27 protein-coding genes and 1 pseudogene are annotated in these 26,283 nt (G+C 40.9%); 27 read left to right on the forward strand and 1 reads right to left on the reverse strand.

Features of this window, described 5'->3' with window-relative positions:
• Positions 1-12 precede the first annotated feature (12 nt).
• The 9 genes and pseudogenes from ABEQ24_RS08600 (at position 13) to nadE (ending at position 6,858) form a co-directional block, all read left to right on the forward strand.
• A complete protein-coding gene (locus ABEQ24_RS08600; RefSeq protein ID WP_430006399.1) occupies positions 13-558 on the forward strand; it encodes a SecY-interacting protein Syd in 546 nt (181 codons plus the stop codon).
• A 276-nt stretch (positions 559-834) separates the two neighbouring features.
• Complete coding sequence (locus ABEQ24_RS08605; protein ID WP_430006400.1) at positions 835-1,173, forward strand: hypothetical protein; 339 nt, start codon at positions 835-837, stop codon at positions 1,171-1,173.
• A gap of 460 nt (positions 1,174-1,633) precedes the next feature.
• Positions 1,634-1,794 (forward strand): annotated as a pseudogene (locus ABEQ24_RS08610) (pre-toxin TG domain-containing protein); the annotation flags it as partial.
• Between the two features lie 31 nt (positions 1,795-1,825).
• Positions 1,826-2,296 carry an immunity protein YezG family protein gene (locus ABEQ24_RS08615; RefSeq protein WP_430006401.1) on the forward strand — a complete coding sequence of 157 codons (471 nt, stop codon included), beginning with the start codon at positions 1,826-1,828 and terminating at the stop codon, positions 2,294-2,296.
• A 217-nt stretch (positions 2,297-2,513) separates the two neighbouring features.
• Positions 2,514-3,287 carry an NUDIX hydrolase gene (locus tag ABEQ24_RS08620; RefSeq protein ID WP_430006402.1) on the forward strand — a complete coding sequence of 258 codons (774 nt, stop codon included), beginning with the start codon at positions 2,514-2,516 and terminating at the stop codon, positions 3,285-3,287.
• A 54-nt stretch (positions 3,288-3,341) separates the two neighbouring features.
• Positions 3,342-3,890: a cysteine hydrolase family protein gene (locus ABEQ24_RS08625; protein WP_430006403.1), complete on the forward strand. Its 549-nt coding sequence runs from the start codon at positions 3,342-3,344 to the stop codon at positions 3,888-3,890.
• A 19-nt stretch (positions 3,891-3,909) separates the two neighbouring features.
• Positions 3,910-5,382: a nicotinate phosphoribosyltransferase gene (locus ABEQ24_RS08630; protein WP_430006404.1), complete on the forward strand. Its 1,473-nt coding sequence runs from the start codon at positions 3,910-3,912 to the stop codon at positions 5,380-5,382.
• A 27-nt stretch (positions 5,383-5,409) separates the two neighbouring features.
• Positions 5,410-6,024 carry a nicotinate (nicotinamide) nucleotide adenylyltransferase gene (nadD, locus tag ABEQ24_RS08635; protein ID WP_430006405.1) on the forward strand — a complete coding sequence of 205 codons (615 nt, stop codon included), beginning with the start codon at positions 5,410-5,412 and terminating at the stop codon, positions 6,022-6,024.
• 12 nt (positions 6,025-6,036) lie between these two features.
• Positions 6,037-6,858, forward strand: coding sequence for an ammonia-dependent NAD(+) synthetase (gene nadE, locus ABEQ24_RS08640; protein WP_430006406.1), 822 nt, complete (start codon positions 6,037-6,039; stop codon positions 6,856-6,858).
• 520 nt (positions 6,859-7,378) lie between these two features.
• On the opposite strand, the gene ABEQ24_RS08645 is transcribed toward nadE, so the two are convergent.
• On the reverse strand, positions 7,379-9,049 hold the full coding sequence (locus ABEQ24_RS08645; RefSeq protein WP_430006407.1) for a glutamine--tRNA ligase/YqeY domain fusion protein: 1,671 nt from the start codon (positions 9,047-9,049) through the stop codon (positions 7,379-7,381).
• 230 nt (positions 9,050-9,279) lie between these two features.
• Between ABEQ24_RS08645 and ABEQ24_RS08650 the strand changes: the two genes are divergently transcribed.
• The 18 genes from ABEQ24_RS08650 to ABEQ24_RS08735 all read left to right on the forward strand — a co-directional run bounded on the left by ABEQ24_RS08650 (position 9,280) and on the right by ABEQ24_RS08735 (position 26,271).
• Positions 9,280-10,296, forward strand: coding sequence for a Bug family tripartite tricarboxylate transporter substrate binding protein (locus tag ABEQ24_RS08650; protein WP_430006408.1), 1,017 nt, complete (start codon positions 9,280-9,282; stop codon positions 10,294-10,296).
• 284 nt (positions 10,297-10,580) lie between these two features.
• Entirely contained in the window at positions 10,581-11,033 is a 453-nt protein-coding gene (locus ABEQ24_RS08655) for a tripartite tricarboxylate transporter TctB family protein (protein ID WP_430006409.1), read from the forward strand.
• A 24-nt stretch (positions 11,034-11,057) separates the two neighbouring features.
• The gene (locus tag ABEQ24_RS08660; protein ID WP_430006410.1) at positions 11,058-12,584 is read left to right on the forward strand and encodes a tripartite tricarboxylate transporter permease; all 1,527 of its coding nucleotides are present in this window, start codon (positions 11,058-11,060) and stop codon (positions 12,582-12,584) included.
• A gap of 54 nt (positions 12,585-12,638) precedes the next feature.
• Complete coding sequence (locus tag ABEQ24_RS08665) at positions 12,639-14,246, forward strand: ATP-binding protein (protein WP_430006411.1); 1,608 nt, start codon at positions 12,639-12,641, stop codon at positions 14,244-14,246.
• The gene (locus ABEQ24_RS08670) at positions 14,230-14,919 is read left to right on the forward strand and encodes a response regulator (protein WP_430006412.1); all 690 of its coding nucleotides are present in this window, start codon (positions 14,230-14,232) and stop codon (positions 14,917-14,919) included. The genes ABEQ24_RS08665 and ABEQ24_RS08670 overlap by 17 nt, the downstream gene beginning before the upstream one ends.
• A gap of 190 nt (positions 14,920-15,109) precedes the next feature.
• Positions 15,110-15,433: a hypothetical protein gene (locus ABEQ24_RS08675; RefSeq protein ID WP_430006413.1), complete on the forward strand. Its 324-nt coding sequence runs from the start codon at positions 15,110-15,112 to the stop codon at positions 15,431-15,433.
• A 48-nt stretch (positions 15,434-15,481) separates the two neighbouring features.
• A complete protein-coding gene (locus tag ABEQ24_RS08680) occupies positions 15,482-16,816 on the forward strand; it encodes a hypothetical protein (protein ID WP_430006414.1) in 1,335 nt (444 codons plus the stop codon).
• A complete protein-coding gene (locus ABEQ24_RS08685) occupies positions 16,809-17,216 on the forward strand; it encodes a hypothetical protein (protein ID WP_430006415.1) in 408 nt (135 codons plus the stop codon). The genes ABEQ24_RS08680 and ABEQ24_RS08685 overlap by 8 nt, the downstream gene beginning before the upstream one ends.
• The gene (locus tag ABEQ24_RS08690; RefSeq protein ID WP_430006416.1) at positions 17,213-17,599 is read left to right on the forward strand and encodes an SseB family protein; all 387 of its coding nucleotides are present in this window, start codon (positions 17,213-17,215) and stop codon (positions 17,597-17,599) included. The genes ABEQ24_RS08685 and ABEQ24_RS08690 overlap by 4 nt, the downstream gene beginning before the upstream one ends.
• A gap of 71 nt (positions 17,600-17,670) precedes the next feature.
• Positions 17,671-17,880: a hypothetical protein gene (locus tag ABEQ24_RS08695; protein WP_430006417.1), complete on the forward strand. Its 210-nt coding sequence runs from the start codon at positions 17,671-17,673 to the stop codon at positions 17,878-17,880.
• On the forward strand, positions 17,870-18,067 hold the full coding sequence (locus ABEQ24_RS08700; RefSeq protein WP_430006418.1) for a hypothetical protein: 198 nt from the start codon (positions 17,870-17,872) through the stop codon (positions 18,065-18,067). Before ABEQ24_RS08695 ends, ABEQ24_RS08700 begins: the two co-directional genes overlap by 11 nt.
• A gap of 275 nt (positions 18,068-18,342) precedes the next feature.
• A complete protein-coding gene (locus ABEQ24_RS08705; protein WP_430006419.1) occupies positions 18,343-21,051 on the forward strand; it encodes a GTPase domain-containing protein in 2,709 nt (902 codons plus the stop codon).
• 138 nt (positions 21,052-21,189) lie between these two features.
• On the forward strand, positions 21,190-21,951 hold the full coding sequence (locus ABEQ24_RS08710; RefSeq protein WP_430006420.1) for a threonine/serine exporter family protein: 762 nt from the start codon (positions 21,190-21,192) through the stop codon (positions 21,949-21,951).
• 18 nt (positions 21,952-21,969) lie between these two features.
• Positions 21,970-22,416, forward strand: a complete 447-nt coding sequence (locus tag ABEQ24_RS08715) for a threonine/serine exporter family protein (protein ID WP_430006421.1) — start codon at positions 21,970-21,972, stop codon at positions 22,414-22,416.
• Between the two features lie 388 nt (positions 22,417-22,804).
• The gene (locus ABEQ24_RS08720) at positions 22,805-23,443 is read left to right on the forward strand and encodes a glycerol-3-phosphate responsive antiterminator (RefSeq protein WP_430006422.1); all 639 of its coding nucleotides are present in this window, start codon (positions 22,805-22,807) and stop codon (positions 23,441-23,443) included.
• Positions 23,412-24,530 carry an ABC transporter ATP-binding protein gene (locus tag ABEQ24_RS08725; RefSeq protein ID WP_430006423.1) on the forward strand — a complete coding sequence of 373 codons (1,119 nt, stop codon included), beginning with the start codon at positions 23,412-23,414 and terminating at the stop codon, positions 24,528-24,530. Before ABEQ24_RS08720 ends, ABEQ24_RS08725 begins: the two co-directional genes overlap by 32 nt.
• A complete protein-coding gene (locus ABEQ24_RS08730; protein WP_430006424.1) occupies positions 24,527-25,462 on the forward strand; it encodes a carbohydrate ABC transporter permease in 936 nt (311 codons plus the stop codon). The genes ABEQ24_RS08725 and ABEQ24_RS08730 overlap by 4 nt, the downstream gene beginning before the upstream one ends.
• Before the next feature lie 53 nt (positions 25,463-25,515).
• Entirely contained in the window at positions 25,516-26,271 is a 756-nt protein-coding gene (locus ABEQ24_RS08735) for a carbohydrate ABC transporter permease (RefSeq protein WP_430006558.1), read from the forward strand.
• Positions 26,272-26,283 lie beyond the last annotated feature (12 nt).

Consider the following 26,283-nt stretch of genomic DNA (forward strand, 5'->3'; position numbering starts at 1 on the left):
GAGGGATAGGAAGTGGAAGTTAAGAAAGCGCTAGAACAATATTTTAAGGAACTTATTAACGTATGGGATAAAAAATACGGTACATATCCCAAAGCACCGTGGGATGAAGAAATTGATACTCTACTGTATTTGAGTCATCCAGATGACGAAGAGTATGTATATTGGAAGCCTATTGAAAAATCTGACTTAGATGATTTTACAGAAATTGAAAAAAAACTGGATTTGACGATTCACCCTGAAATTAAAGAGTACTTTAATTCATACTGGTTTTTAAATTTACAAGGTTTTTACGGCTCTAGATTAGTTAATCTGGAACCAGTTGAACCAGGAAAACATATATTGGAATTTTTTGAAGCATTAAAAAAATTCGAAGAAAACAATGGTGGAGAACTTAGATTTATACAGATAGGTTTTGTTTCTCCAGAAGATATGGCAATTACTATTGACAACGAAACAGGGAAAATTTTTATAGAGGATTTTGAAACAGAAGAAAATGAACTACTTGCTAATTCACTTACTGAATTAATCGGTAATTTAAAAGTCGAAGAGGAAGTTTAAGGGATATTACTTTAAATAATAATTTATTTGGAAATAGTGAAATGAAAGGAAAATCTTTAAATGCCTTGATCGGTTACATGCCCTTCAAGGTTTTTTACTTTTATCTTTTAAAGATAATAGTTCAATCATAAATAGTGATAAGAATTTTTTGATGATAGCTGGATTACCAGAGTCTGCTGCACCTTTTTTATCTTTTGAAGGTTCTGACCAAGGTGGGGGTAAACCTCTAAATAATCCTGATTTCCCAGAAGAATTCTAAGAGAGGTGGAAAACATAATGTCAATAATTTCCCTTAAAATATTAATTGATAACAATACATTAAAATATGTTAAGGTTGTCAGAAAAATTACTGGAGATGGTATAAGCGAAATAAAAAGTCATATACTGAGTGGTGATCCAGTCTTTCAATGTGAATTATTAAAAGATGAGGATGGTACAAAAAAATTATTGAAACTTATTCAGGAGATTAATAAGATCGGTGGATCAATAATATTAGTGAAAAAAGAAAAAGATGGAAGATTGGAAAATGTATCTATAGAGTATCTCGAAAACAGAGTAGAAAGATTTAAGGATATACAGCAGGAAAATGAAAGATTAGATGACTTAAGAATTTGAAGAATAAGTACTTAATCTTTTTACTTATGAAGAGTGGGATGAATAGTAATTAATTTTAAAAACGTGGAATTTATTTTATATCCACGTTTTTTTATTTAAAGTTTTTTTAGCAGGAATAATATTGATGCAGCCTCATGGTATTTTTGGAGTTGGCAAGCTGCTTTAATCGGTTTGTTAATCGAATGAGATTTTAACCGACATTGAAAGTCATAGAATATGTGGTCAAAGTAAGAAAATAAGAAAGGAATGATAATCATGGATTTTTTAAATAATCTCAACGCAAAGACAGCATCTAATACTGAATACCGTGCATATTGTTTTTGTACCTCTATATCTTTGTTTGCGAACTCAGCTTCATCTACATAATCTTCGTTATAGGGTGAAAATCTTATTCAGAGTGGACAATTTATAAAAAAGAGAATATCGAAATTGATCCTACATTCAATAGGAACTCGAAGCACGGCCGTGGTACGAAAAACTCTGGGACATCACCAAAACCAAACCTTCACCGGCGAAGTATCCGGCTACTATGACTACAAACGAGCCACAGAAGGCGTCGACCCCGTAACAGGAGAAAAGCTTACAGATGCCCAGCGCATCGCAGCCGGAGCCATGGCATCACGATTAAGCAACCCATGAGGAGGTAAATAAAATGGAAACTAAAGGTATGGAAGAAATATACCTGAAAGCTGCAAATATACTAAATGAAATGATTCCAGAACCTTTGAAGAAAATATATTTATATGCAGAAGTAAGTGAAGATTCAAGACAAGTTTATTATTATTACTTCCCTATCGAGGAAGATGTGCCTGTTTATAATCTAGATATCGTGAAAAAATTTGACGTAGAAGAACAGAAGTATGAGGATTTAGAAGATGAATTATATGATTGTTTCACATATTTATGGGAAGAATTCGGAGAACAAAACCAAGAAAAATGGACCAATCTGACATTTAAACTTGAGCATACGGGTGAATTCGATATTGATTACAACTATGATGATTTATCAGAAGTGGATTCTTATGAACAGCAAATAATTTGGGAATATAAAAACATAGGTTTAATAACAGAAGGAAATAGACCTAAAAAGATAATAGACAAATATATATCTGAGAACTCTTGATTCAATTCATTGAATACGGTTTCTAGATCATAATACAAAATTTTAGATTGAAAACCTTGAAATGCCATATGCCTTTCAAGGTTTTTTTCGTAAATATAATAAAGACCATTTCAAAAATTCCCCACATAATTCATTGACACCCTCCAAAAAATAAGGTATAAATAAATTAACAATTAACAACTTGTTAATTAAAAAAGAATTAAGGAGCCAGTTATTCATGTCAAACGATGAAGCTCTTAAAAAATACGATATAAAAAAATACAGGACTCCTGATGGGTACACGTCTGATATTTGTGTGTTTACGATTGTATCTGAAAGCGATGGCGAATATAAGCCGCCGCTGATGGATTTGAAGCTGATGCTGATTCAGCGTGCTGCGCTTGATGCTGAAGGGAATCCAAATATTGAGGCGAGCAAGTGGGCGGTTCCGGGAGGATTTGTTCAGGCTGATGAGTCGGCGTTTGAGGCGGCTAAGCGGGAATTGGAAGAGGAAACGAGTGTTTCCGGTGTTCATGTGAAGCACTTTGGTGTGTATGATAAGCCGGGACGCGATCCGCGCGGCTGGATTATCTCGAATGCGCATTATGCGATTGTTCCAGAGCATTCGCTGTCCCTGAGAAAAGCTCAGGATGATGCTGCAGAGGTAGAGCTTTTCTCGATCAAGGATGTATTGAAGCTGGATCTTGCGTTTGATCACAGGGACATTATTGAGGATGCTATTAAAATGATTACGAATGATCTTTTGCAGACGACTGTGGCAAAGAATTTTCTTCCTGAATTCTTTACTTATTCGGAGCTTCAGGCAGTGCTGAAGACAGTGACGGATGATCCTGCCATTGCTAGTGACCAGTCTTTTTCAAGGAAGATTAAGACACTGCCATTTATCAAGGAGGCAGAGGGAAAGACATCAAGGACTTCAAAAAAACCGACGCAGCTTTATACGTTTGTCGAGATGGATGTAGTCAAACCGATTTATACGGCACGTTATTAGATTTGATAATTAACAATTCATTAAGTGTTAAATACTATAGGGGAGTGGACATTGATGAAAAGAGCGTTAATTAACATTGACTATACGGTGGATTTTGTAGCGGATGACGGGGCCCTTACTTGCGGAAAGCCGGGGCAGGAGATAGAGGATGAGATTGTAAAGCTGACAGAGTCTTTTGTTGATTCAGGTGATTATGTAGTCTTTGCGATTGATATGCATTACGAGAACGATGAGTTCCATCCTGAAAGTGCTTTGTTTCCGCCTCATAATATTGAAGGAACAGCAGGCCGCAGACTTTTTGGCAAGCTTGAAGACGTTTATGAGCAGAATAAAGAGAAAAATCATGTACAATGGATGGATAAAACAAGATACAGTGCGTTTGCGGGTACGGATCTTGAAATGAAGCTCCGCGCACGCGGTATTACGGAAATTCATCTTGTTGGGGTTTGTACAGATATTTGCGTGCTGCATACGGCAGTTGACGGCTTTAACAAAGGCTTTAAAATAGTTGTTCATGAAAAAGCAGTGGCAAGTTTTAATCCTGAAGGCCACGCATGGGCGCTTTCTCATTTTAAAAATAGCTTGAATGCACGGGTTGAATAGACAGATGGAGGTTCCTTTGATGAAATACACAGACGACAGTTTAATGCTTCATACGGATCTTTACCAAATTAATATGGCAGAAACGTACTGGGAAGATAACATGCACAACCGGAAAGCCGTGTTTGAAGTCTTTTTCAGAAAGCTGCCGTTCAGCAATGGTTATGGGGTTTTCGCCGGTCTTGAACGCATTGTCGAGTACTTGCAGAGTTTTTCCTTTACAGAAAGTGATATTGAGTATTTAAGAGATGAATTAGGATATAGAGAAGATTATTTGGAGTATTTAAAAGAGGTTCGCTTTACTGGAAACGTGCGTTCAATGGTTGAAGGTGAACTTGTTTTTGCAAATGAACCGATCCTGCGCATCGAGGCGCCGCTTGCAGAAGCTCAGCTGATAGAGACTGCTTTGCTTAACATTGTGAACTATCAAACATTGATTGCAACAAAAGCCTCCCGCATCAAGCATGTAGTAGGCGATCAAAGTGCGATGGAGTTTGGAACTCGCAGAGCACATGAAATGGATGCGGCAATTTGGGGCACGAGAGCTGCATATATCGGAGGGTTTGATGCTACATCAAACGTCCGCGCAGGCAAAATGTTCGGCATTCCTGTTGCAGGCACACATGCTCATGCATTGGTTCAGGCTTATCGTGATGAATATACTGCGTTTCATAAGTACGCGCGACGTCATAAAGATTGTGTTTTCCTTGTCGATACGTATGATACGTTAAAATCAGGGGTTCCGATCGCGATTAAAGTGGCAAAAGAACTTGGCGACAAGATTAACTTCAAAGGAATTCGCCTTGATAGCGGGGACCTTGCTTATCTGTCCAAGAAAGCAAGGAAGATGCTGGATGAAGCAGGATTTACTGAGACTCAGATTATTGCTTCGAACGATTTGGACGAAAATACGATTATCAACTTAAAATCACAAGGTGCGCAAATTGATTCATGGGGAATCGGCACGAAGCTGATTACTGCATATGATCAGGCTGCTCTTGGTGCTGTCTATAAATTAGTATCTATTGAAAATGAAAACGGGGAAATGAAGGATACGATTAAAATCAGCGGAAATCCTGAAAAAGTGACGACGCCGGGGATTAAAAAGGTATACCGCATCATTAATTCCGTCAATAAAAAATCAGAGGGCGATTATATTGCGCTTGAGGATGAAAAACCGCAGGCAGAGGAGCGCTTAAAAATGTTCCATCCCGTTCATACGTTCGTCAGCAAATTTGTAACGAATTTTGAAGCGAGGGAACTGCACCGTGATATCTTTGTGGATGGAAAATTAGTTTATGACCTTCCTGAGCTAGGAGAGATCCAGGATTATGCGGCTCAAAATATGGATGTCCTGTGGGATGAATATAAACGGACGATGCACCCTGAGGAGTACCCGGTCGATTTAAGCGAGCGCTGCTGGGAGAACAAGATGCGGAATATCGAAGAAGTGAAATTAAAGGTTAAAGACATGATCGAACAGGGAAACAACTAAAAGAGGGATGATGGGAGAGAAGCTCAAGTGGGGAAGATAGGGATTTATGGTTCGTCGTTTGATCCGATAACAAATGTTCATTTATGGACGGCAAGCACCGTTGCACATCGCTGCAGGCTGGATAAAATCATCTTTCTGCCGTGTTCAAACAAACGGAAAGATAAACTGATGAAGACATCTGATCTGCATCGCTGGAATATGCTTGAGCTTGCTCTTAAGGGAAATGATAAGTTTTTGGCTGATGATCATGAAATTAAGCAGGAAGCCTGGAATGTCTATACGTATTACACGCTGGAGCATTTTAAGAAGAAATACCCGAACGATGAAATTTATTTTATCATGGGTGCTGATCTGCTTATTGATATCGCAGAGGGCAAGTGGAAATATGATCAGGAACTGATTTCAAGCAATAAGTTTATTGTGATGGCCAGAGAAGGCATCGATATGCTCCGGACGATTTCCCGGTCCCCGATTTTGCGGAATCATGATGACGGCTCAACTTTTCACTTAATTGATAAGGGTCTTGCGATGGAAATCAGCTCTACATACATCCGCGATGAGTTTTCAAAAGGCGGGGAGCCGCGCTATCTGCTGCCTGATGCTTGTTATGAATACATTAAAAAACATTCTTTATATCAATAGGAGGAATTTTTGATGAGCTTGCAAGAGAAGATTATGAGTGATTTAAATGTTAAACCTGAAATTGATCCGAAGGCTGAAATAAGAGAACGCATTGAGTTTTTAAAAGACTATGTAAAAAAAACAGGTGCTAAAGGATTTGTTCTTGGCATCAGCGGCGGACAGGATTCTACATTGGCAGGCCGTCTTGCGCAGCTTGCAGTTGAAGAATTGCGCAGTGAAGGCAGAAGCGATGCGAAGTTCATTGCGGTCCGCCTCCCTTACGGTGTTCAGCATGATGAAGATGATGCGCAGCTGGCGCTGAAATTCATCGAGCCGGATGAATCGGTCACGTTTGATATTAAAACGACGGTGGATTCCTTTGAACAGCAATATGCAGATGCCATTCAGGATGAGCTGAGTGATTTTAATAAAGGGAATGTGAAAGCAAGAACCCGCATGATTACCCAATATGCGGTTGCAGGGCAGGCTGGTCTGCTTGTCATCGGTACAGATCATGCTGCAGAAGCTGTAACAGGGTTCTTTACGAAGTATGGTGACGGAGGAGCAGATCTGCTTCCTTTAGCTGGTCTGACTAAGCGCCAGGGTAGAAGCGTGCTGAAAGAGCTTGGAGCTGAAGAAAGACTATACTTGAAGGTTCCGACTGCTGACTTGCTTGACGATAAACCGCAGCAGGCTGATGAGACGGAGCTGGGTATTACTTATGATGAGCTTGATGATTACTTAGAAGGGAAAACAGTGTCAGAAGAAGTCGCTTCTAAAGTGGAAAAGCGCTACTTAATTACTGAGCATAAACGCCAATTGCCGGCAACCAAGTTTGATGGATGGTGGAAATAAATAAGGAAAAGCAGCCGTCATTTTTTCGGCTGCTTTTTACATTTCTGATGAAGGATTGATGTTGGCTGTAAAAAATTGAGAATTGGTTGAATGTTTGTGGATATCGGCTGCGGAATTTGGCTGATAAAAGGTTCCTGCCTGCCGGCTGCACACTTTTTTATTTTTTCATTTTGTAGCTCACTGCCTGCAAAATAAATAGTTTTTCCTGTACACTCAGCATTCTCCAGCTGCCTGCCTTGATTTTCATGATTCTTCGTCCTCCTTTCTGCTTAGTATTTATTTTGTTTATCCTTAATTTTTCTTTGTTAGTACGTTTATACCGCGAAAAAATAAGATTAAAACCATCCAAATCTCTGCAATGTTCGGGTTGGACTTTGACTGGATTTGTAAAAAGAGCAGTTCAGACGACGTCATTCATCTTTATTGGACAAGCTTTTTACCATTGACAATCGAATGCTGAAGAACATTTCATCAAAAAAAGACCTAAATTTCGAAGAAATTTAGGTCTTTTCTATGTTTATTATAATTTAAACGAGCTCTTTAAAGAAACAATTCGGTTGTAAACAGCTTTTTCAGCTGTTGAATTCTTCGGATCCACGTTGAAATACCCGTGTCTGAAGAATTGGAATTTATCCTGGCCTTTTACGTCCTTCATGTTTGGTTCTACAAAACCTTGAACGACTTCTAAGGATTGCTCATTTACGTAATCAAGGAATGTTTTTTCTTCTGCTTCCTCTTCGCTTTTTTCCGCTTCAAGGTCTGCGTCAAGAATCAGCGGCTGATAGAGTCGGAATTCTGCAGGAACGGCATTTGCAGCATCAACCCAGTGAATGGTGCCTTTAACTTTACGGCCTGTAAAGCCTGATCCGCTTTTCGTTTCAGGGTCGTATGTGCAGTGCAGCTCAACAACATTTCCGTTTTCGTCTTTGATGACTTCTTCACATTTAATGAAATAAGCATGCTTCAGGCGCACTTCGTTGCCAGGGAAGAGGCGGAAATATTTTTTCGGAGGATCTTCCATGAAATCGTCCTGTTCGATGTAGATTTCTCTTCCGAACGGGATTTGGCGTGAGCCCATTTCAGGCACTTCAGGATTGATCTCTGCATCAAGCAGTTCTGATTTACCTTCAGGATAGTTCGTAATCACGAGTTTAAGCGGCTTTAGGACACCCATTGTACGAGGAGCTTTCAGCTTAAGGTCTTCTCTTGCGAAGTGCTCGAGCATGGCTTCGTCAACCGCTCCGTATCCTTTAGACACACCTGTTTCTCTTACAAAATTCCGGATGGCATCTGATGTGTATCCTTTTCTTCTAAGGCCTGATACCGTTGGCATGCGCGGGTCATCCCAGCCGTCTACAAAGCCTTCTTCAACGAGCTGCTTCAGCTTGCGCTTGCTCATCACAGTGTTCGTGATATTTAAGCGGCCGAATTCAATTTGCTGTGGCTTGCTTTCCATTTCACATTCTTCGACAACCCAGTTGTATAAAGGACGATGATCCTCAAATTCCGTTGTACAGATGGAATGAGTCACGCCTTCAATCGCATCTTCCAGCGGATGGGCGAAATCATACATCGGATAAATGCACCAAGTATCTCCAGTATTATGATGAGTCGCGTGTGATACGCGGTAAATAACAGGATCGCGAAGATTCAGGTTTGGTGAGGTTATGTCGATTTTAGCACGCAGCACCTTGCTGCCTGTTTCAAATTCGCCTTTGCGCATTTTATTAAACAGCTCAAGGTTTTCTTCAGCGGAACGATTGCGGTACGGGCTTTCTTTACCGGGCTGAGTCAATGTGCCGCGGTATTCGCGGATTTCATCAGCAGTCAGATCATCTACATAAGCTTTGCCTTTTTTAATTAAAAGGACAGCGCGGCTGTACATTTCCTCAAAGTAGTTTGATGCAAAGTGAAGCTCATCCCACTCGTATCCAAGCCATTTCACATCTTCTTTAATAGAATCAACATACTCCTGATCTTCTTTCAAAGGGTTCGTGTCATCAAATCGCAAATTGGTTCTGCCGCCAAAGTCATCGGCAAGTTCGAAGTTGATTAAGATTGATTTTGCATGGCCGATATGAAGATATCCATTCGGCTCAGGCGGGAAGCGGGTGATGACCGTTTTGTGCTTTCCGTTCTCCAAGTCCTCTTTTATGATGCTTTTGATAAAGTTTGACGAGTTATTTTCCAATATTAATCGTCCTTTCTTCTATGTAAACTTCATTATATCCATAAATCATCAGTTCATTTTACAATTATATGTTTCCCGCGCCATTTATTCAAATGAATTCAGCTGTTATTTCACCTGTGAACAAAAAGGACAAAAAGGAGCTAAAGGTTTTTATGCTCTTTACTTGTCTAAACTATATTTTTTCAGAATCCTCTGTAAAATTAAGAAAACGCTTACAAAGGAGGATTTATATGTTCGGAATAAAAAAAGCATCCATGATCATTTGTGCAGGCGCTCTTGCATTAAGCTTAGGTGCATGCAGCAGCGGTGAGAAAGCAGCTTCTGGAAGTACAGGCTATCCAACAAAGGCTTTAACGGTTGTCGCGCCATCAGGTGCCGGCGGAGGCTGGGATTTAACGGCAAGGTCATTTGTGAAGGTCTTGAGTGAAACCAAGCTTGTAGATCAGCCGCTCACAGTTGAAAACAAACCAGGCGGAGGCGGTGCGGTATTCATGGCCGAATATGCCACACAGGATGTTCAAAATAATGACCGGCTATTTGTCAATTCGCCTCCTGTGATCATCAATAACCTGAAAAAAGAAGGGAACAGTCCTTACGGGTACAAAAATACAACACCGCTTGCTCAATTGACGAAGGATTACGGGGCAATTGTTGTGAAAGAAGATTCAAAATACAAGGATCTTAAATCCTTATTGGATGATGTGAAAAAAGATCCGGGCAAGCTTACTTTTGCAGGAGGATCTGCACCAGGTTCTATGGACCACCTGATTTCGATTCTCCCAGCTTATGCAGATGGAGTGGACCCGACAAAGTTAAAATATGTTTCCTATGATGGGGGAGGCGAGGCCATTACAGCTCTTCTCGGGAACAATGCTGATGTGATCGGAACAGATGTATCAAGCGTGAAAGAATTTTTAAAGGCAGGCAAGGTAAGAGTTCTGGCAACAACAGCACCCGAACGGCTTCAGGGCGAGCTTAAAGATCTTCCAACTGCGGCGGAGCAGGGCATAGACGCGGAATTCACCATTTGGCGCGGGGTTTTTGGACCAGAAAAAATGTCTGATGAAGCCTATAAATACTGGGAGAAAACAATGAAAAAATTAGTCCAGTCAGAGGAATGGAAAAAGGAAGTCGAAACACAGGGATGGGAAATGGAATATAAGAATGGCGAGGACTTTAAAACCTTTTTAGGAGAGCAGGAAAAACAAGTGCAGACCCTGCTTGAAGCTGTCGGAATGGCGAAATGATACAAGCTTCCTCTTGCTTCAAGTTTTAAGAAAGAATAAAATTCAGCGTTTCTATGTCTGGCTGCAGCTCCTAGATCTTCAGCCAGAACAGGGCGCTTCCGCTTTTCTTAAGAGATAAGAAAGTATAAAATTTTGCGCTTCGATGGCGAGCGGAATCGCTCAGGCTCCTCGGCCAGAACGGCTCCGAAAGTATTGGCAAAAAGCGCCTTTTCTGTCGGATTCTTATCTGCCATGCCTGCGCTAAACGGGCGCTTCCGCTTTTCTAATAGGAAAGGATGATTCAAATGTCAGTCCAGTTTGACAGGGCAGCAGCCGTTTTGTTTTTAACGGTCGGAGCGCTCTTTATGTACGGCAGTATGCAAATCGCAGAATCTTCATATGGAAGTGTTGTCGGACCTAATATTTTTCCATTTTTTCTCAGTGCAATCCTTTTTCTCTTAAGTCTGCGTTTATTTTATGAAACCCTTCATTACCAAAAGAAATACGGGAAAAAGGAACCTTTGCAGATCAAAGCTTTTATCATTATTTTCGCTGCAACCTTGCTATATATTGCGCTCTTGGAAACAATCGGCTATGTCATCACGACATTTGTCTTCCTATTCATATGCTTTCAAGCAATGGAACGGGGGCAGATGGTGAAATCAATTGTGATATCTGCTTGTTTTTCTGCGGGAATCTATTATTTATTTGTTGTTGTTCTTAAAGGTACCTTGCCAAGCTTTCCGATATGGTTTTAAAAAATTGAAAGGAGGAAATGCGCGATGGGAATTCTAGATTATCTTCTGCAGGGCTTTCAGTCAGCCCTCATTTGGTATAACATCCTTTTTGCTTTTGCAGGGGTCCTGATAGGGACAGCGGTGGGGGTTCTGCCTGGGATCGGGCCGATGAGCGGGGTAGCCCTTTTAATACCGGTCACAGCTTCTATGACTGGAGGACTGCCGCCGGAACAAGCGGCAACAAGCGCCATCATTCTGCTTGCAGGAGTTTATTACGGAGCCATGTACGGAGGGTCCACAACGTCCATTCTCTTAAATACACCTGGGGAATCATCTTCTGTTGTCACCACACTTGATGGCTATCAAATGGCAAAGAACGGCCGGGCGGGAAGTGCTCTTTCCATCGCTGCAATCGGTTCTTTTTTTGCCGGAATTGTCACGCTTATCGCTCTCATCTTATTGGCAAAACCATTGTCTAGCGTAGCCATTAAGTTTGGACCCGCAGAATATTTTTCACTGATGCTGCTTGGCATAGCAGCAGTCAGCGGTCTGGCAGGAAAATCGGTGACAAAGGCTCTTATCATGACGATCACAGGTTTATTGCTCGCAACGATTGGAGTGGATAATGTATCAGGAGTTGCCAGATTTACATTCGATTTTCCGTGGCTTTATCAGGGCATTGAATTTTTAACGATAGCTGTTGGCTTATTTGCATTAGGCGAGGTTTTTAAGACGATTCTTGAAAAAGAAGAGGAAGATGCGGAAATTGCCAAAATCAATAACATTTTTCCTTCTAAAGATGAATTGAAGGAATCAGCAGGTCCGATCGCAAGAGGTTCATTTTTAGGATTTTTCATCGGGATACTGCCGGGCGCCGGTGCTACATTAGCTTCATTTTTTTCATATATCATGGAAAAGAAAATCAGCAAAAATCCATCGAAGTTCGGTAAGGGAGCGATTGCTGGAGTGGCTGCGCCCGAATCTGCGAATAACGCTGCATCTGGCGGCGCGATGATTCCCTTATTAACGCTCGGTATTCCGGGATCTGGGACAACTGCGATACTGATGGGAGCCCTGATGATGTACAACATTCAGCCGGGTCCGCTGCTTTTTGAAGATCATCCTCAAGTTGCATGGGGCTTAATTGCAAGCATGTTTATCGGAAACGTTATGCTACTTGCCTTAAATATGCCGCTTGTTAAGGTGTTTGCGAAAATCATTCAAACACCGAAAAAGTACTTAATTCCCATTATTGTCGCCATTTCCATTTTTGGTGTATATGCTGTGCAGGTCTCAGTCTATGACTTGCTCCTTCTCCTTGCATGCGGTGTTCTCGGCTACTTTTTGACAAAGAATGATTACCCAATTGCTCCTCTAGTGTTAGGCTTGGTTTTAGGTCCAATGATAGAAAACAATATGAGAAGGGCGCTTACTATTTCAAATGGAGACTACAGCATTTTCTTCGCGCGGCCTCTTTCCATCTCCTTTTTAATTCTTACGGCACTATGGCTGCTGATTCCTGTTTTGATGAAAAAACGGGGTAAGGATGTCATTATAAACGTAGAGGGCTAAAAAACTCCTTTTTAATAAGGAGTTTTTTTACTATGATTAAGCAGAGGTGAATGAATGCGATTACATACGAAGCTGATGATAGGAATTTGCCTGGTAGTTGTCCTGATGGCAGGGATATTTGAATTAACGTTTAAATCCATCATGGAGACCAATTTGAAAAAGGATAAAGGAATGCACGCACTGTCTGTTGCCGAGACGATCGCTTATATGCCTGAGATTGGGGAAGCCTTTTCAGCAGAAAATCCGTCTGAAACCATTCAGCCGATCGCAGAGAAAATCCGCAAAGAGGTGGGGGCGGAATTTATCGTCGTAGGAAACCTTGAGGAAATCAGATACTCACATCCTGATAAGAGTCGATTAGGCGAAAAAATGGTGGGCGGAGATAACGAAGAGGTATTTAAAGGAAGAACCGTCATCTCTGAATCCATTGGAACCCTTGGGCCATCCCTTAGAGGAAAAGCACCCATATTCGATCTGAACGATCAAGTAATTGGAGTCGTTTCTGTTGGGTTTCTTCAGAAAGATATTGAAAAAGAGCTGACGAATCTTGAAAACAAAATTTTATTCTTTACGGTCATCATATTAATAGGCGGAATTATTTCAGCATTATTAATCTCTTTAAATATAAAAAAAGCCATATTCGGCCTTGAACCGCGTGAGATTGCATGGATGTACCAGGAAAAGCATGCTATTTTAGAGTCCATTCATGAAGGAATCATTGCCATTGGTACTGATGGGAAAATCACGGTGGTAAATGAAAATGCCCATAAAATCCTGCAGATTCCAAATGAGATTCTGTTAAGAGGAAAGCGGATTGAAGAGATTATTAAAGATACTCATCTGCTGCAGGTGGTTGATTCCGGTCAGGCCGAGTACGATCGTGAATTTATCATTCTAGAGGATGTTTTCGTTGTAAACCGCATTCCTATATTTGATAAAAGAGGGGAAGTTATTGGGGCTGTAGCTAGTTTCCGGAATAAATCCGAACTTTCACAGGTGCTGAAGGAACTGTCCCACGTAAAAGCATATGCCGAGGGTTTAAGAGCGCAGACGCATGAATATTCAAACAAGCTTTATACCCTTCTTGGACTTATCCAATTGGGTTCATATAAAGAGGCGATTGAGTTTATTTCAAAAGAAGTAAATGTCACACAGGGGTTTATCGGCTTCATTATGAGAGAAATTCCTGATCCTATTCTCGCGGGATTTATTTTAGGGAAAATCAGTCTGGCAAGTGAATTGAAAATACAGTTTTCCATAGATGAAGGAAGCAGCTTTCAGGATGTTCCCGACTCGCTGAATCGTGATGCATTAATCACCATTTTTGGCAATCTGCTGAACAATGCGTTTGAAGCTGTCAGAGAAAAAGAAGATGGGGATAAAAAGGTATCTCTCTTTTTAACAGATCTGGGCAAAGAACTGATTATTGAAGTTGAAGACAATGGACCAGGTATAGATGAGAACCATTTCGAGCGCATATTCCAGCAGGGGTTCTCTACAAAAAGCAGGGACAAAAATGCAGGCATCGGGTTGAGTCTTGTTTTGCAGGCGCTTAAAAAAACGGGAGGAACGATCACGTTTTCATCGAAAAAAGAAGAAGGAACAGCATTTACGGTAGCCATTCCAAAAAGCAGGGGGTATGATCATGAATCAAGCCATTGAGGTGCTGATCATTGAAGATGACTTAAGGATCGCTGAGATTCAAAGAAGATTTCTTGAACAGATTAAAGGATTTCAGACCATCGGGATCGCCGCAAATTATGCAGAGGCAAAAAGCTTGATAGATATTTTAAAACCTGATTTAATTCTGCTTGATGTGTATTTTCCTGATATGAACGGATGCGATTTATTAAAAGAGATCAAGCAGCTTGATAAGCAAACAGATGTCATTATGATAACAGCTGCCCGGGAAATTGAAACGGTCCAGGAAGCCATTACTATCGGAGTGTTTGATTTTATTATCAAGCCAGTTGTTTTTGAACGGTTCAGGCAGTCCTTAAACAGATACGAAGACCACTACAGAAAGCTTGAAGCAATCAGATCGGAAAACAAAATCATGGGCCAGGAAGAAGTGGACAAGCTTTTGTATATGCAGCAGGACGTTTATGAAAAGCCGACGCTCCCAAAGGGAATCGATAAACTGACGCTGATTAAAGTCATGGAAGTGCTTGATGCGGGATATGGATTAACGGCCGAAACCGTGGCAAAGCAAATTGGCGTGAGCCGGACAACTGCAAGGAGATACCTTGAACATCTCATCTCCGAGGAGAAAATTGCAGCTGATTTATCCTACGGAACTATCGGAAGACCTGAACGGGTTTATGTCCTTAAATAAGGTCATTTTATCGGAATAAAAGACGCAAAGTTTTCATTATATTCTAATAGTAGGAAAGGATAATTTCTTTTCTGGTCCTATTCGCCTATGTGTAAAAATAGTTTAATAGATAGTTGCCGGATTCATCCCCATATTTTAACATAACTATAAGATGCTTCTAAATCAGGAAGAAGGACGTGGAAAGAACTTGTTGGATACGATCGAAGACTTCTTTGAAGACTTGGAGAGAAAGCGAAAGCAGGCCGAATACAACCGGGATGCAGATGAACTCGAAGCGTACCTTGCGGCTATTAAGAATGCAATGGGTACGTTTGACGATGGCGTTTATCATTTTCATAATCTTCATCAGCAGTATGCTGATGAATGGACGGGCCAGACAAAATCAGCCTATGAAAGTATTAGAGATGACATTCGTGTCACCTATCATCATATATACGAAATGAAGGATGATCTTTTTCAGGAACTTAGAAATGAAATCGGAAGGCTTAGGGAACTTGCTGCCGGCCTAGCCTGATACAGCGCTGCTTATGGTTTAAAGGGATAAAGGAGAGATAGACCGCAAATGGAAATTAAAATTAGACCGGATGAACTTGAAGATTTCGCACAGCGCATTGAGCAATCCCGTTCTTATACGGGAGATGCACTTGATCTGTTAAACTGGGAATCTGCCAGACTGCGCTTTACCTCTGTTGCACGTGTAGACAGGGCTCTCGATCTTCAAGATGAGATCCGTCATCTCGTTAATCGGTTTCATACGCTGACGCAAGATGCAAAAACATTAATTGAAAACACCGCAAATGGCATGAGAGAAGCAGATGAGGCCGCCAAATCGTCTGCTTCTTCGGGCTGGGGCGGTTTTTTCTCCGGTCTTTGGGATGGGGCTAAAAATGGTCTTACGGATGCGTGGGACGGTCTCGTATCCCTTACAGAATGGGAAACATATGAAGCCATGTGGGATGCCATCATTCACCCCCTTGAAACCCTTGAGTCGATGTGGAATACGCTCTCAGAAGCCTGGGAAACAAAAGTAATAAATGGTGATGTATACAGCCGAACGGAATTTTTTACATATGGAGTCGTCTCTATTGGACTTGGTATTCTAGGAGGCAAAGGAATTGATAAGCTTGGAAAAGCTGCAAAGCTGACAAAAGTTCCAGATGGGACCTCCTCTAAGCCGAAAGTTGAGACCGTGCCTCACGGGATGGAGACGAGTTTTGATTATGCAAAGCTTTCGCAGGGGAAAGGGTTTGCAGCGGAGATTGATTTGGTGCTTGATGAAGTTGGATTAACAAGAGCTGAATTTTTAGAACTCCAGCCAAAGCATCATACAGAGTTAACCCAAGTTCAGCTTGAAAAAATGCGGAAGGTACGCGAAGCAGTTGGTCCGCTTGATGAAGATACAGTGCTCCAAAAAGTTATTGATTTAGACAGAGTGGACAGCTTTCTTTCAGGAAGGGAAACTACTTTGAGCGGATGTATTGCAAGAATGGATGATGTAGCAGACGTACACATGTCAGATGATGTTTTCTATTCACTGAGACTAGATTATGGAGATGAGAATTATCCAACACCATTCTCACCGAATGAAGGATATGCTGTTATTCGTTTTACAACTGACGACTATGATAAGATGAAGATACCTTTTGCTGAGGAACTCGGTAGCCCTAATGCAGCAAAACCCAATGAATTTATTCAGTATCCTCAAACGGGGCATGGATTTACCGCAGCTGAGAATGGCAGGATCATTCCTGAATTTGAAACAAAATATAGAGATGGCGCTGCGCCCTCAGTTGGAGAAATCTATGAAGTGAAGAATGGTGTAGAAGAACTGGTGGGTATCTATGTAGAAGATGACCGTCGTTTTTATAGTTTAAAGGAGCTGCAAGGAAATGATTAAAAAAGGGAAGTACGCGATTTATAAAGGAAAAGAATATTCCATCATCAGTGCAAGGAAAGATCAAGTGAAATTACGTTCAACAGACCCTTTAGATATAGAGTATGGATTTGAGTTAAGCAAAATGAGTTTAGCCAAAGCATATGTCAAAACTGTAGAGAAAAATGAGCTTGATGATGCATACGAAATCATTCCAACTACCTTTTACAAAGGCTATCATTTCGGAATTATCGGCTTTGATGAAGCGAAACAAGAAGTAATTCTTATGACAAGCAATCCAGAAGCATGGAAAAAATTAAACCTGGAAACTCACGCAAAATATGAATTTACAGTGGATGTTCCTCTTAATGAATTGGAGATTATTGAAGAGAAAGAGCCAATTCTTGGGTTTGGCGAAAAATGAGTACAGAGTTTAACCCTTTGGAAAAAGCTTTGATTGATGCCATGAGCAGCAATCAAAAGGTAGCTGCTTTTTATGAAGTCCTGGCGAAAAGTAATGTTTGGTTAATAAAAAAGCTGGATGCGGACAAAAATTCTTCTTCACTTGAACAGGTTCAAATGATGGAGAAAAAAAACAGGAAATTGCTGCCCGTTTTCTCATCTAAGTTTCCGATAGAGAAAATGTTTAAGCAAAATGACTCGATCATGATGCCATTTGAAGAGATATTAAACCAAATCGATGGTCTGACCGGCATTATATTAAATCCCGATACTCCATTATCAAAGCTGCTTATCCCTCAAGAACTTCAGATGATGAAGAGCGGAAAAAATTATTTTAAACAATGATGTTGATGGAGAGGAGAAATCCTCTCTTTTTTAGATGGAAAAGGATAATAACTTGAACGGAGAATAATTCGATGTTGAAAAAAGGGGAATATGGATTATATAAAGGGAAAGAATATTCCCTTATTTTCGAACCAAATAAGAGGGTTACTCTTAGAACTCATGACAAGTCAGCACTTGAAGAAGGATTCCAGATTGCAGGACTAAAGAAATCTGTTTACATTAAGGAAATAGATTGGTGCGATTTAGATGATGCATATGAGTATATCCCTTATGCTGTATAAACATCAGGAACTCTTAATCATTCGCGTAAGTGCAGACGATCACACTGTTACTTTACAAACAGCGGATGATAAATTAGCGCAAGAGCTTGGTTTGTCTTCTCTTGGCAAATATGAATTTATTAAGACGGTTGACCTAAATGAAATAACAATTATGAAAAAGAAGAAAAAAATAGTCAGGCTAATATAGAAAAATAAGTCTTTTGAACGATGTTGAAATGCACCCATATCTTTGATTTCATAAGTATTTCCATATAAAAATGTAAATTTAGACAATTTTTTGAGAAAAACGCTAAAATATGGCTGTTTCATACATAATAAGTCCCTTATCTTTTTCATGGATAGATCCTTTGTAGTGTAAAAACCGGCAAATCGGGTATACACAAATAAAGCATTCTAAATGAATCTTTTGATAGAATAGACTATTATAGATAAGTTTCTAGCGTACGTTAGGTGGAGGTAAAAATGACAAACGATAAACAGTTGATTCATAAAGCATATTTTGAAAGGTTTATGGAAGACAGTGCTTCCGCTCAGCCGGTACAGGTGCTTGGCGAACTTTATTTCGAGGAGCAGGCAAAGGAAGTATATGATCTGTCCTTTATCCGCTTTGCGCAGGGGGAAGTCTATTTTCACAACAAAGATTATGAGACAGCTATTTTCAAGTGGGAAAATATCAGCAATGAATTAGAACCATGGGCTAAGAAAAATATTGCAGATTCTTATTATGCGCTTGGTCATCTTTCAGCTGCAGAGGATATTTACACATCCATTCAAAGTGATTCGAAGACTTTGAAGATGGAAGTGGCGCTTGAATTATTTTCACTTTATCTAGTAAGAGACAAGATTGAACTTGCATACAAGGTGATCAAAAAGGCACTGGATATAAATTCTGATTATCCGAATGTAACAGATCTTGCCCGATCTTTCTATGAGGATCAGCATGACTGGAAGAATGCCGTGGAGCTTGCTGTAAGTGAGGGCATGCGGACGGAATCGCTGCAATGGTTTGAGCTGCTGGATGAGTATGTTCAAGCAGGATATACGAAATCGTTTGATCCGGAATACTTTTATCAGCCGCTTATTTCGCTGTTTCGAATCAATCAAAAATTATTTCAGAAGGTTACGGCTTCCCTGTGGGAAAGCTACCGCCTTGAAGACTCTTATTTATCATGGCTGAAAACCGTTAATACCATTTTCCTTAATGTTGAGGTGCAGCCGTTTGAATCTTGGACGAAGATGTCTGATATTCATCAGAACACTTACTTAAGTGTGATTAATGGAACTTATTTGGTGAAGGATTTAGAGGATATCGTTCCTGTCCTATTATCAAACTGGCAAAAGCTTGCCAATCAGTCAAAAGCATTATTTGCGGCAACTGCTGTGCTGGCATGGAATGAAATTTTCCCTTCATCAATGGATGCCGAGAGCCTTAAGACAGCGGAAAAGCTGATTTTTGATTCTGAACATGACAGCATCAGTCTTGAATACAGCCTGGAATTATTTAAGTCGCTTGTATCCTGGGCTGAGAATAACCATATTGAAGTGGGCTATAAAAAGAAATGGCTTGTTTCCGGGCTTGCTGATTTACAGACATCCCATCTTTTAATCAGCGGCACTGCTGAAAGCGGCAAAGCTGATTTCATTAATCAGATTCTTCACGAAAATCTGGTCAGCCGCACGGGATCACCTGTATTTGTACGTTCTGAAGGCGATTTGGCGGAGATGAATGAAATTACTGATGCCGGCATCAAAAGGATATCTGATAATCCCGAGTTTCAGGAATCAGAAAATACGTGGATTGAAGTGAAGTGGCCATCTGCATTGCTAGAAGAAAACAAGACGGTTTTCTTCCATACACCTGAACTTGAGCGTCTCGGCGATATAGATCAAACAGCTGAATTTCTTCCAATATCAGACGGTATGCTGTTCGTCCTTGATAAAAATACACCTTTTAACGAGCACGAGCTTGAACTCCTGATGAAGCTTCAGGAATATGCTCTTGATACACCTTTTCACTTTATCCTGAATCACTCATCTGAACAGTGGAAATTGGCAGAAGAGCTGCAGGGAACCATCAACCAGTTCTTCCCGCAATCACAGGTTTTTGCTTTTTCACCTGACCATCTTGCTGGATTGAGAGAATTTTTAAATACGGTTTTCAGCAGATCAGATGCAAAGCTTGAAGAGAAACGCACAGCAAAACTGCTGTATTTCATACGCAAGACACTTACGGACCTTTTGAACAAACGGGTTCAAATGGAGAACCGGCTAGTAGAGTCGGTTAAATGGAACGAGGATATCTTAGTAAGGCTGAACGGTTTCATGAATCATTTAAGAGACGTTGAGCAGGAAAAGGCAAAATCAATCTCAGCTTCCTATCGTGAAGTAACTGCTGAGATGAAAAGAGACATGGCAGTTCAGCTGCCGAAAATATTGCGCAGCTGTTCAGCTCATATCAGTGAAAACAGTGATTTCAGCCAGATTCACATCACATTAAACAAGAAAATGAATGAAGAAATTGATGCGTATGTTCATCAGAACCTGATTCCAAAGTTCCAGACAGCTCTCCGTGAATGGCTTGCACAATCAAATGAAGAGCTAAATGAAAGTCAGTCATATCTTGATGAAATGAGTCTATCATTCAACGGGTTATACGGCGAAGAAAAGATGAAGCTTCTCTGCGATTTTAAAGTCATTGAAGACTGGCGCCGTGATTTAAACCGCATGACAAGCAGAGCGGATGTTGACGAGCAGAATATCCTGCTCAGATTCAAGCCGACGGAATTCCTGCTGAAAAGCGCAGGCAAACTGTTCGCTGCGATGCCTCAAAACAAATCAATGCTGTACAACCAATATAAAAAATATGTTGAAAGCAAAAACTACGAGGACACAGCAGAGGACATTTCAAAAAAATTCTTCCTTGAATTTGACTTATTTGAAAAAGCTCTAAAAGCGGACATTATCATGTTCTTCCAAAATCCGATTCTGTATGTGGAACAGACCATTAAAGAATCAGAAAATGAAATTGCAAGTTCTAAAGCAACCCTTGAAAAAATGAAATCAAGTCCCGAAATCTATTACGATCCATTGCGCCTCTTCGAAGTAAGACTCCTTCAATATGAATTTATGGTGAAGGCGAATGAGGAGAATACGTATATCAAAAATCAATAAACAAAAAGGGCCCTTTAAGAGGGCCCTTTGTTTTGTACAAAAATTGATAATCCCCCAAAACTCAGATAAACTGAAACAAACCACAAACACAAATCCTAACTTGAAGGGGAATATCAAGCTATTGGAGAGAACATACAGATGAAGATTCAGCAAAATTATTCATATGAGATCATGGAGGTTTGTCTGCTTGCCGGAAAAATCATGCTGATCAGCGGAGCTGAAACGTACCGGGTCGAAGATACAATGATGCGGATTGCTGCATCTTACGGTGTGAAAAATTCGCATAGTTACGTAACGCCGACAGGCATTATTTTTTCGATTGAGTCTGATCAGCCTACAAAAACGAAGTTAATTCGGATTATGGAACGGACAACAGATTTAGATAAGGTGACGAATGTAAATGCGATTTCAAGAAAGATAAGCAATGGCGAATTAAATGTTGATGAAGCGTATGATCTGTTAAAAGAGATTGAGGATGCAAAGTCAACGTATTCTCTTGCCTTGCAGGTGATAGCAGCAGCGATTGCCAGCGGCTGCTTTCTGATTATGTTTCAGGGGCAGTGGTCTGATTTTCTTCCAGCTGTTTTTGCAGGCGGGCTCGGCTTTATGGCTGTTATTTATTTTCATCGTCTGGTGCCGATCAAATTTTTCTCGGAATTTCTGGCGTCCTTTGTGATTGGTCTTCTTGCTTATTTGTTTGTAAGGACCGGCCTCGGGACAGAGATGGATAAAGTCATTATTGGATCTGTCATGCCTTTAGTTCCGGGTCTTCTTCTTACAAATGCAGTCAGGGATTTAATGGCAGGTCATTTGATATCGGGACTTTCAAAAGGAGCGGAAGCATTCTTGACGGCATTTGCCATCGGCTCTGGGATCGCCGTTGTATTTTTACTATTTTAAGACAGGAGAGATTGATTCATGTGGATACTTGGACAGCTGGTGACGAGCTTTATATCTACAGCTGCATTCGGTATTATCTTTCAGGCGCCCAAGCCCTCTCTTATCAAATGCGGGTTGGTGGGGATGTGCGGGTGGCTGATTTACATATCTTTGGAGGGCTATGGGCTGGACGCAGTTCCCGCGACTGTAGTTGCGGCTGTTTTTGTAGCCGTCACAAGTCAGGTTTTTGCAAAAATCTATAAAACTCCGATTATTATTTTCAGCGTAGCCGGCATTATCCCATTGGTTCCTGGAGGAATGGCATATAACGCAATGAGGAATTTCGTTGAGAATGACTATAATACCGCGATTACATTAGCTGCAAAAGCATTTATGATTTCAGGTTCCATTGCGATTGGACTTGTTTTTTCTGAAGTGATTAATCAAGTTATCAGAAAATCACAGCTTCGAACCAAGGTTAAGTAAACGGTGTATTGACAGAGTATAAATGAAAGTTCGTTGAAATAGTTCAGTAAAGTAGAAAAAGGATACCAATTGCGCCGCAATTGGTATCTTTTTTTGTGGTTCGTGGAGGATTCTGCACCTGCACAGTTTACCTAAAAGTCTACAGTTCCCCAACATAACCCCAGTTTTCACCAAGTGATTTCTCTATTTTACAAATCCCTAACATTTCCTTCATATTAATCTACATTATCTTCATACTGGGTTTACCTTGGAGAGGTATGATGAAACTCGTGAAGGACAAGTGAATATAACAAGGTTGAGATAGTGAGAAACCATAAAAAAACATAGGTGATAGATAACGCCACGTTTTTTTATGGTTTTTATTTTTATAGAAGGGGCTGAAAAAGCCATGGATACCCACCAGGAGTTCATAAAACGTCTGCATGAAGACCGGCTGATTGCTGCGATTAAGGACCCGAAAAGCTTTGACCGGTTTATGGAAACGGATATTCAGTCCGCGTTTTTGCTCATGGGCAATATAAGTGTGATCAAGAGGTATGTTGATTTGCTGAAAAAGCATGATCGCCACGTTTTTTTACACTTGGAAAAAATACCTGGCATCAGCTATGACCGTGAAGGTCTTAGGTTCATTGCGAAATTTGTAAAACCAACCGGAATCGTCACAACAAAGAGTTCCCTTATTCAATTTGCCAAAAATGAAGGGCTTCTCGCTATCCAGCGTCTCTTTCTCATCGATACGGATGCTGTTGCAAATGGCCTTAAAACGGTAAATGAAATCCAGCCGCACGCTCTGGAAGTGATGCCTGGACTTATTCCCGAAATGATTAAAAAAATAAAGAAAGAAACAGATCTTCCTATTATTACTGGAGGGTTGATTCAGCATGCAAAGCATATTGAAGAGGCTTTATCAAGCGGGGCTGTCGCAGCTTCGACAGGGAGATCCTGGCTTTGGAAGAAATACAATAACGCGGAATTAACCGGGAGGAGTGAGGATCATGAAAAAAGTAGAATTGAAGAATGTTTCTAAATCATATGACACCAAAAATAATGTCATCCAAAATATAAACGCTGTGATAGAACCAGGTGAGTTTTTCGTATTAGTCGGTCCGTCCGGATGCGGGAAAAGCACGATGCTGCGGATGATCGCAGGCCTTGAGGAGCTGTCTGGCGGAGATTTGGTCATCGGGGGCAAAAAAGCGAATTCTCTTCCTCCGAGCAAGCGGGATCTTTCAATGGTCTTTCAAAACTATGCGCTTTACCCTCATTTGTCAGTTGAGGAGAATATCACGTTCGGCCTGCATACGAAAAAAATCAAAAAGGCTGAACAAAAACAACGGTGCGAAGAAGCAGCTGAGATGCTTGGGCTATCAGATTTATTGAAGCGAAAGCCGAGGCAGCTCTCAGGAGGGCAAAGACAAAGAGTTGCGCTTGCCAGGGCAATTGTAACGCATGCTCCCATCTGTTTGATGGATGAACCCCTTTCCAATTTAGATGCAAAGCTCAGAGCAAAAATGCGCTCTGAAATCCGCCAGATTCAGCGGAAGCTTGGCATCACAATGATCTATGTGACGCACGATCAGACAGAAGCCATGACAATGGCTGATCGGATGATGATTTTAAACAATGGGGATATTCAGCAGATCGGAAAACCCCTGGAAATTTATAATCAGCCGGAGAATACGTTTGTAGCTTCTTTCATTGGGGCGCCTCCCATGAATTTGAAAAACGCAAAAATCAGCGGAGGTTCCATCCAGATTGATGGACGGAAAACGATTCCTTTTAAAGGCAATGGATTTCCTGATCAAATGGAAGCGGTCATCGGAGTCAGACCTGAAAGCATCCAGCCTGCCGCATATGGTAAAGCGACGATGACAGCGGAGGTCGCAAATGTCGAGATCCTTGGAACAGAAACACTCATTTCATTCTATATCGAAAAAAATGAGCAATGGCTGGCGAAATGGAATGGACAATGGGATGTGAAGGCTGGAGATCAAGCAGAGTTTTATATCGATGAACGTGACCTTTTTCTTTTCGACCAGCAATCAGGAGATTGTATTTATTCACTGCCTAAGCCGTCAGGACGCGTCCTGAATCAGCAGGAGGCATCCATATGAACGGTGTAAATGAGGCTCCTGCGGCGGTTGCAGAGCCAAAAGTGAAGCATGAAAGCAAAAGAGAGCTGCGTTCTTTCGGAGCCGGTATGCTCTATTTACTGCCATCTATTCTTTTATTCTCTGTTTTTCTTTTCTATCCCATGATTCGCACAATCTATCTGAGCTTTTTTTTAACAGACGGACAAGGTGTTCCTTTGAGTTTTGCGGGGCTTGAGAATTTTACATATTTGTTTCAGTCTCCTTCTTTTCAAAATAGTATGAGGGCGACCCTGCTTTTTGTGGTTTATACAGTTCCTGCAGGAGTTATTCTTGCATTATTTTTAGCGTTGATTGCCAATGAAAAACTGAGGGGAATCGGATTTTTCAGAACCGTTTTTTCATCGACGATGGGAATGAGTGTCGCCGCTTCGTCTGTCATTTGGATGTTTATGTACAACCCGGCAATCGGCGTCATAAACAAGGTTGCAGCCGGCCTCGGGCTGACTGAAATTCAGTGGCTTCTGGATCCGAAATATGCTCTCTTGGCTGTTTCTTTATCTGCGATTTGGATGAATGCCGGCTTCTCTTTTCTGATTTTGCTTGGCGGCCTTCAGAATATTGATGAACAGCTGTATGAGAGTGCAAGAATATCAGGTGCGGGCTATTTTTATCAGCTTAGAAAAATTACGATTCCCATGCTCTCCCCAACATTGTTTTTCGTCATCACCGTTTCATTTATTAATGCTTTTCAGACGTTTGGACAAATTGACATTTTGACAAAGGGCGGACCGATGGAATCGACAAATGTCATTGTATATTCCATTTATAAAGATGCATTTATTAATTACAACATCGGTTCAGCAAGTGCACAGGCCGTCATTCTCTTTTTAGGTATTTTGGTTATGACGGTTCTTCAATTCAAGATAGGCGAAAGGAAGGTGCATTACAGGTGAGCACAGCAAAGAAAATCGCGGTTTATGCATTGCTCGCAAGCTCTGCCCTCCTGATGATGTTTCCGATTCTTTATGCTTTTTCAATCAGCTTTATGAAGGGCGGGGAAGTGCTGCAGGGGAATCTCATCCCTGAAACGGTCACATTTGATAATTATAAAGCGGCCTTTGAAAAAGTCCCTCTGATCCACTTTTTATGGAACAGCTTTTTCGTCTCAATCGCCGTTATGCTTGGACAGCTCATTATATCAAGCTTAGCCGCCTTTGCTTTTGTGTTTATTTCCTTTAAAGGGAGAAATGCCATCTTTATGCTTTTTATTTCCACCATGATGATTCCCTGGGAAGCGACCATGGTGCCAAACTTCCTGACTGTCCAAAAGCTTGGCTGGATTAATGAGTATACGAGTTTGACGATTCCGTTTTTCGCACTTGCTTTTGGAACCTTTTTGCTGAGGCAGCAGTTCAAAACGATTCCTCTGGAGCTATATGAGGCTTCGCAGGTGGCTGGAATCAGCCGGTTCCGTTTCTTTTGGAAGGTAGTTCTGCCGGTGTCAAAAACAAGTTTAATTACACTTGGCATTTATAGCTTTTTAACAACGTGGAATATGTATTTGTGGCCCCTGCTTGTTACGAACAATGAGAAGGTGCGGACGGTTCAGATTGGACTGAAGCAAATGCAGTCTCAGGAAATTTCTTCACAATGGGGGGTGGTGATGGCAGCAGCTGTTGTTGTGGTACTTCCGACATTATTGATTTTATTCATAGGGCAAAAGCATTTCCAAAAAGGGTTAACTCAAGGTGCGATTAAATAAAAGGAGCGAATC

This window comes from Metabacillus idriensis (assembly GCF_050483325.1).
GTDB lineage: Bacteria > Bacillota > Bacilli > Bacillales > Bacillaceae > Bacillus_P > Bacillus_P idriensis_A.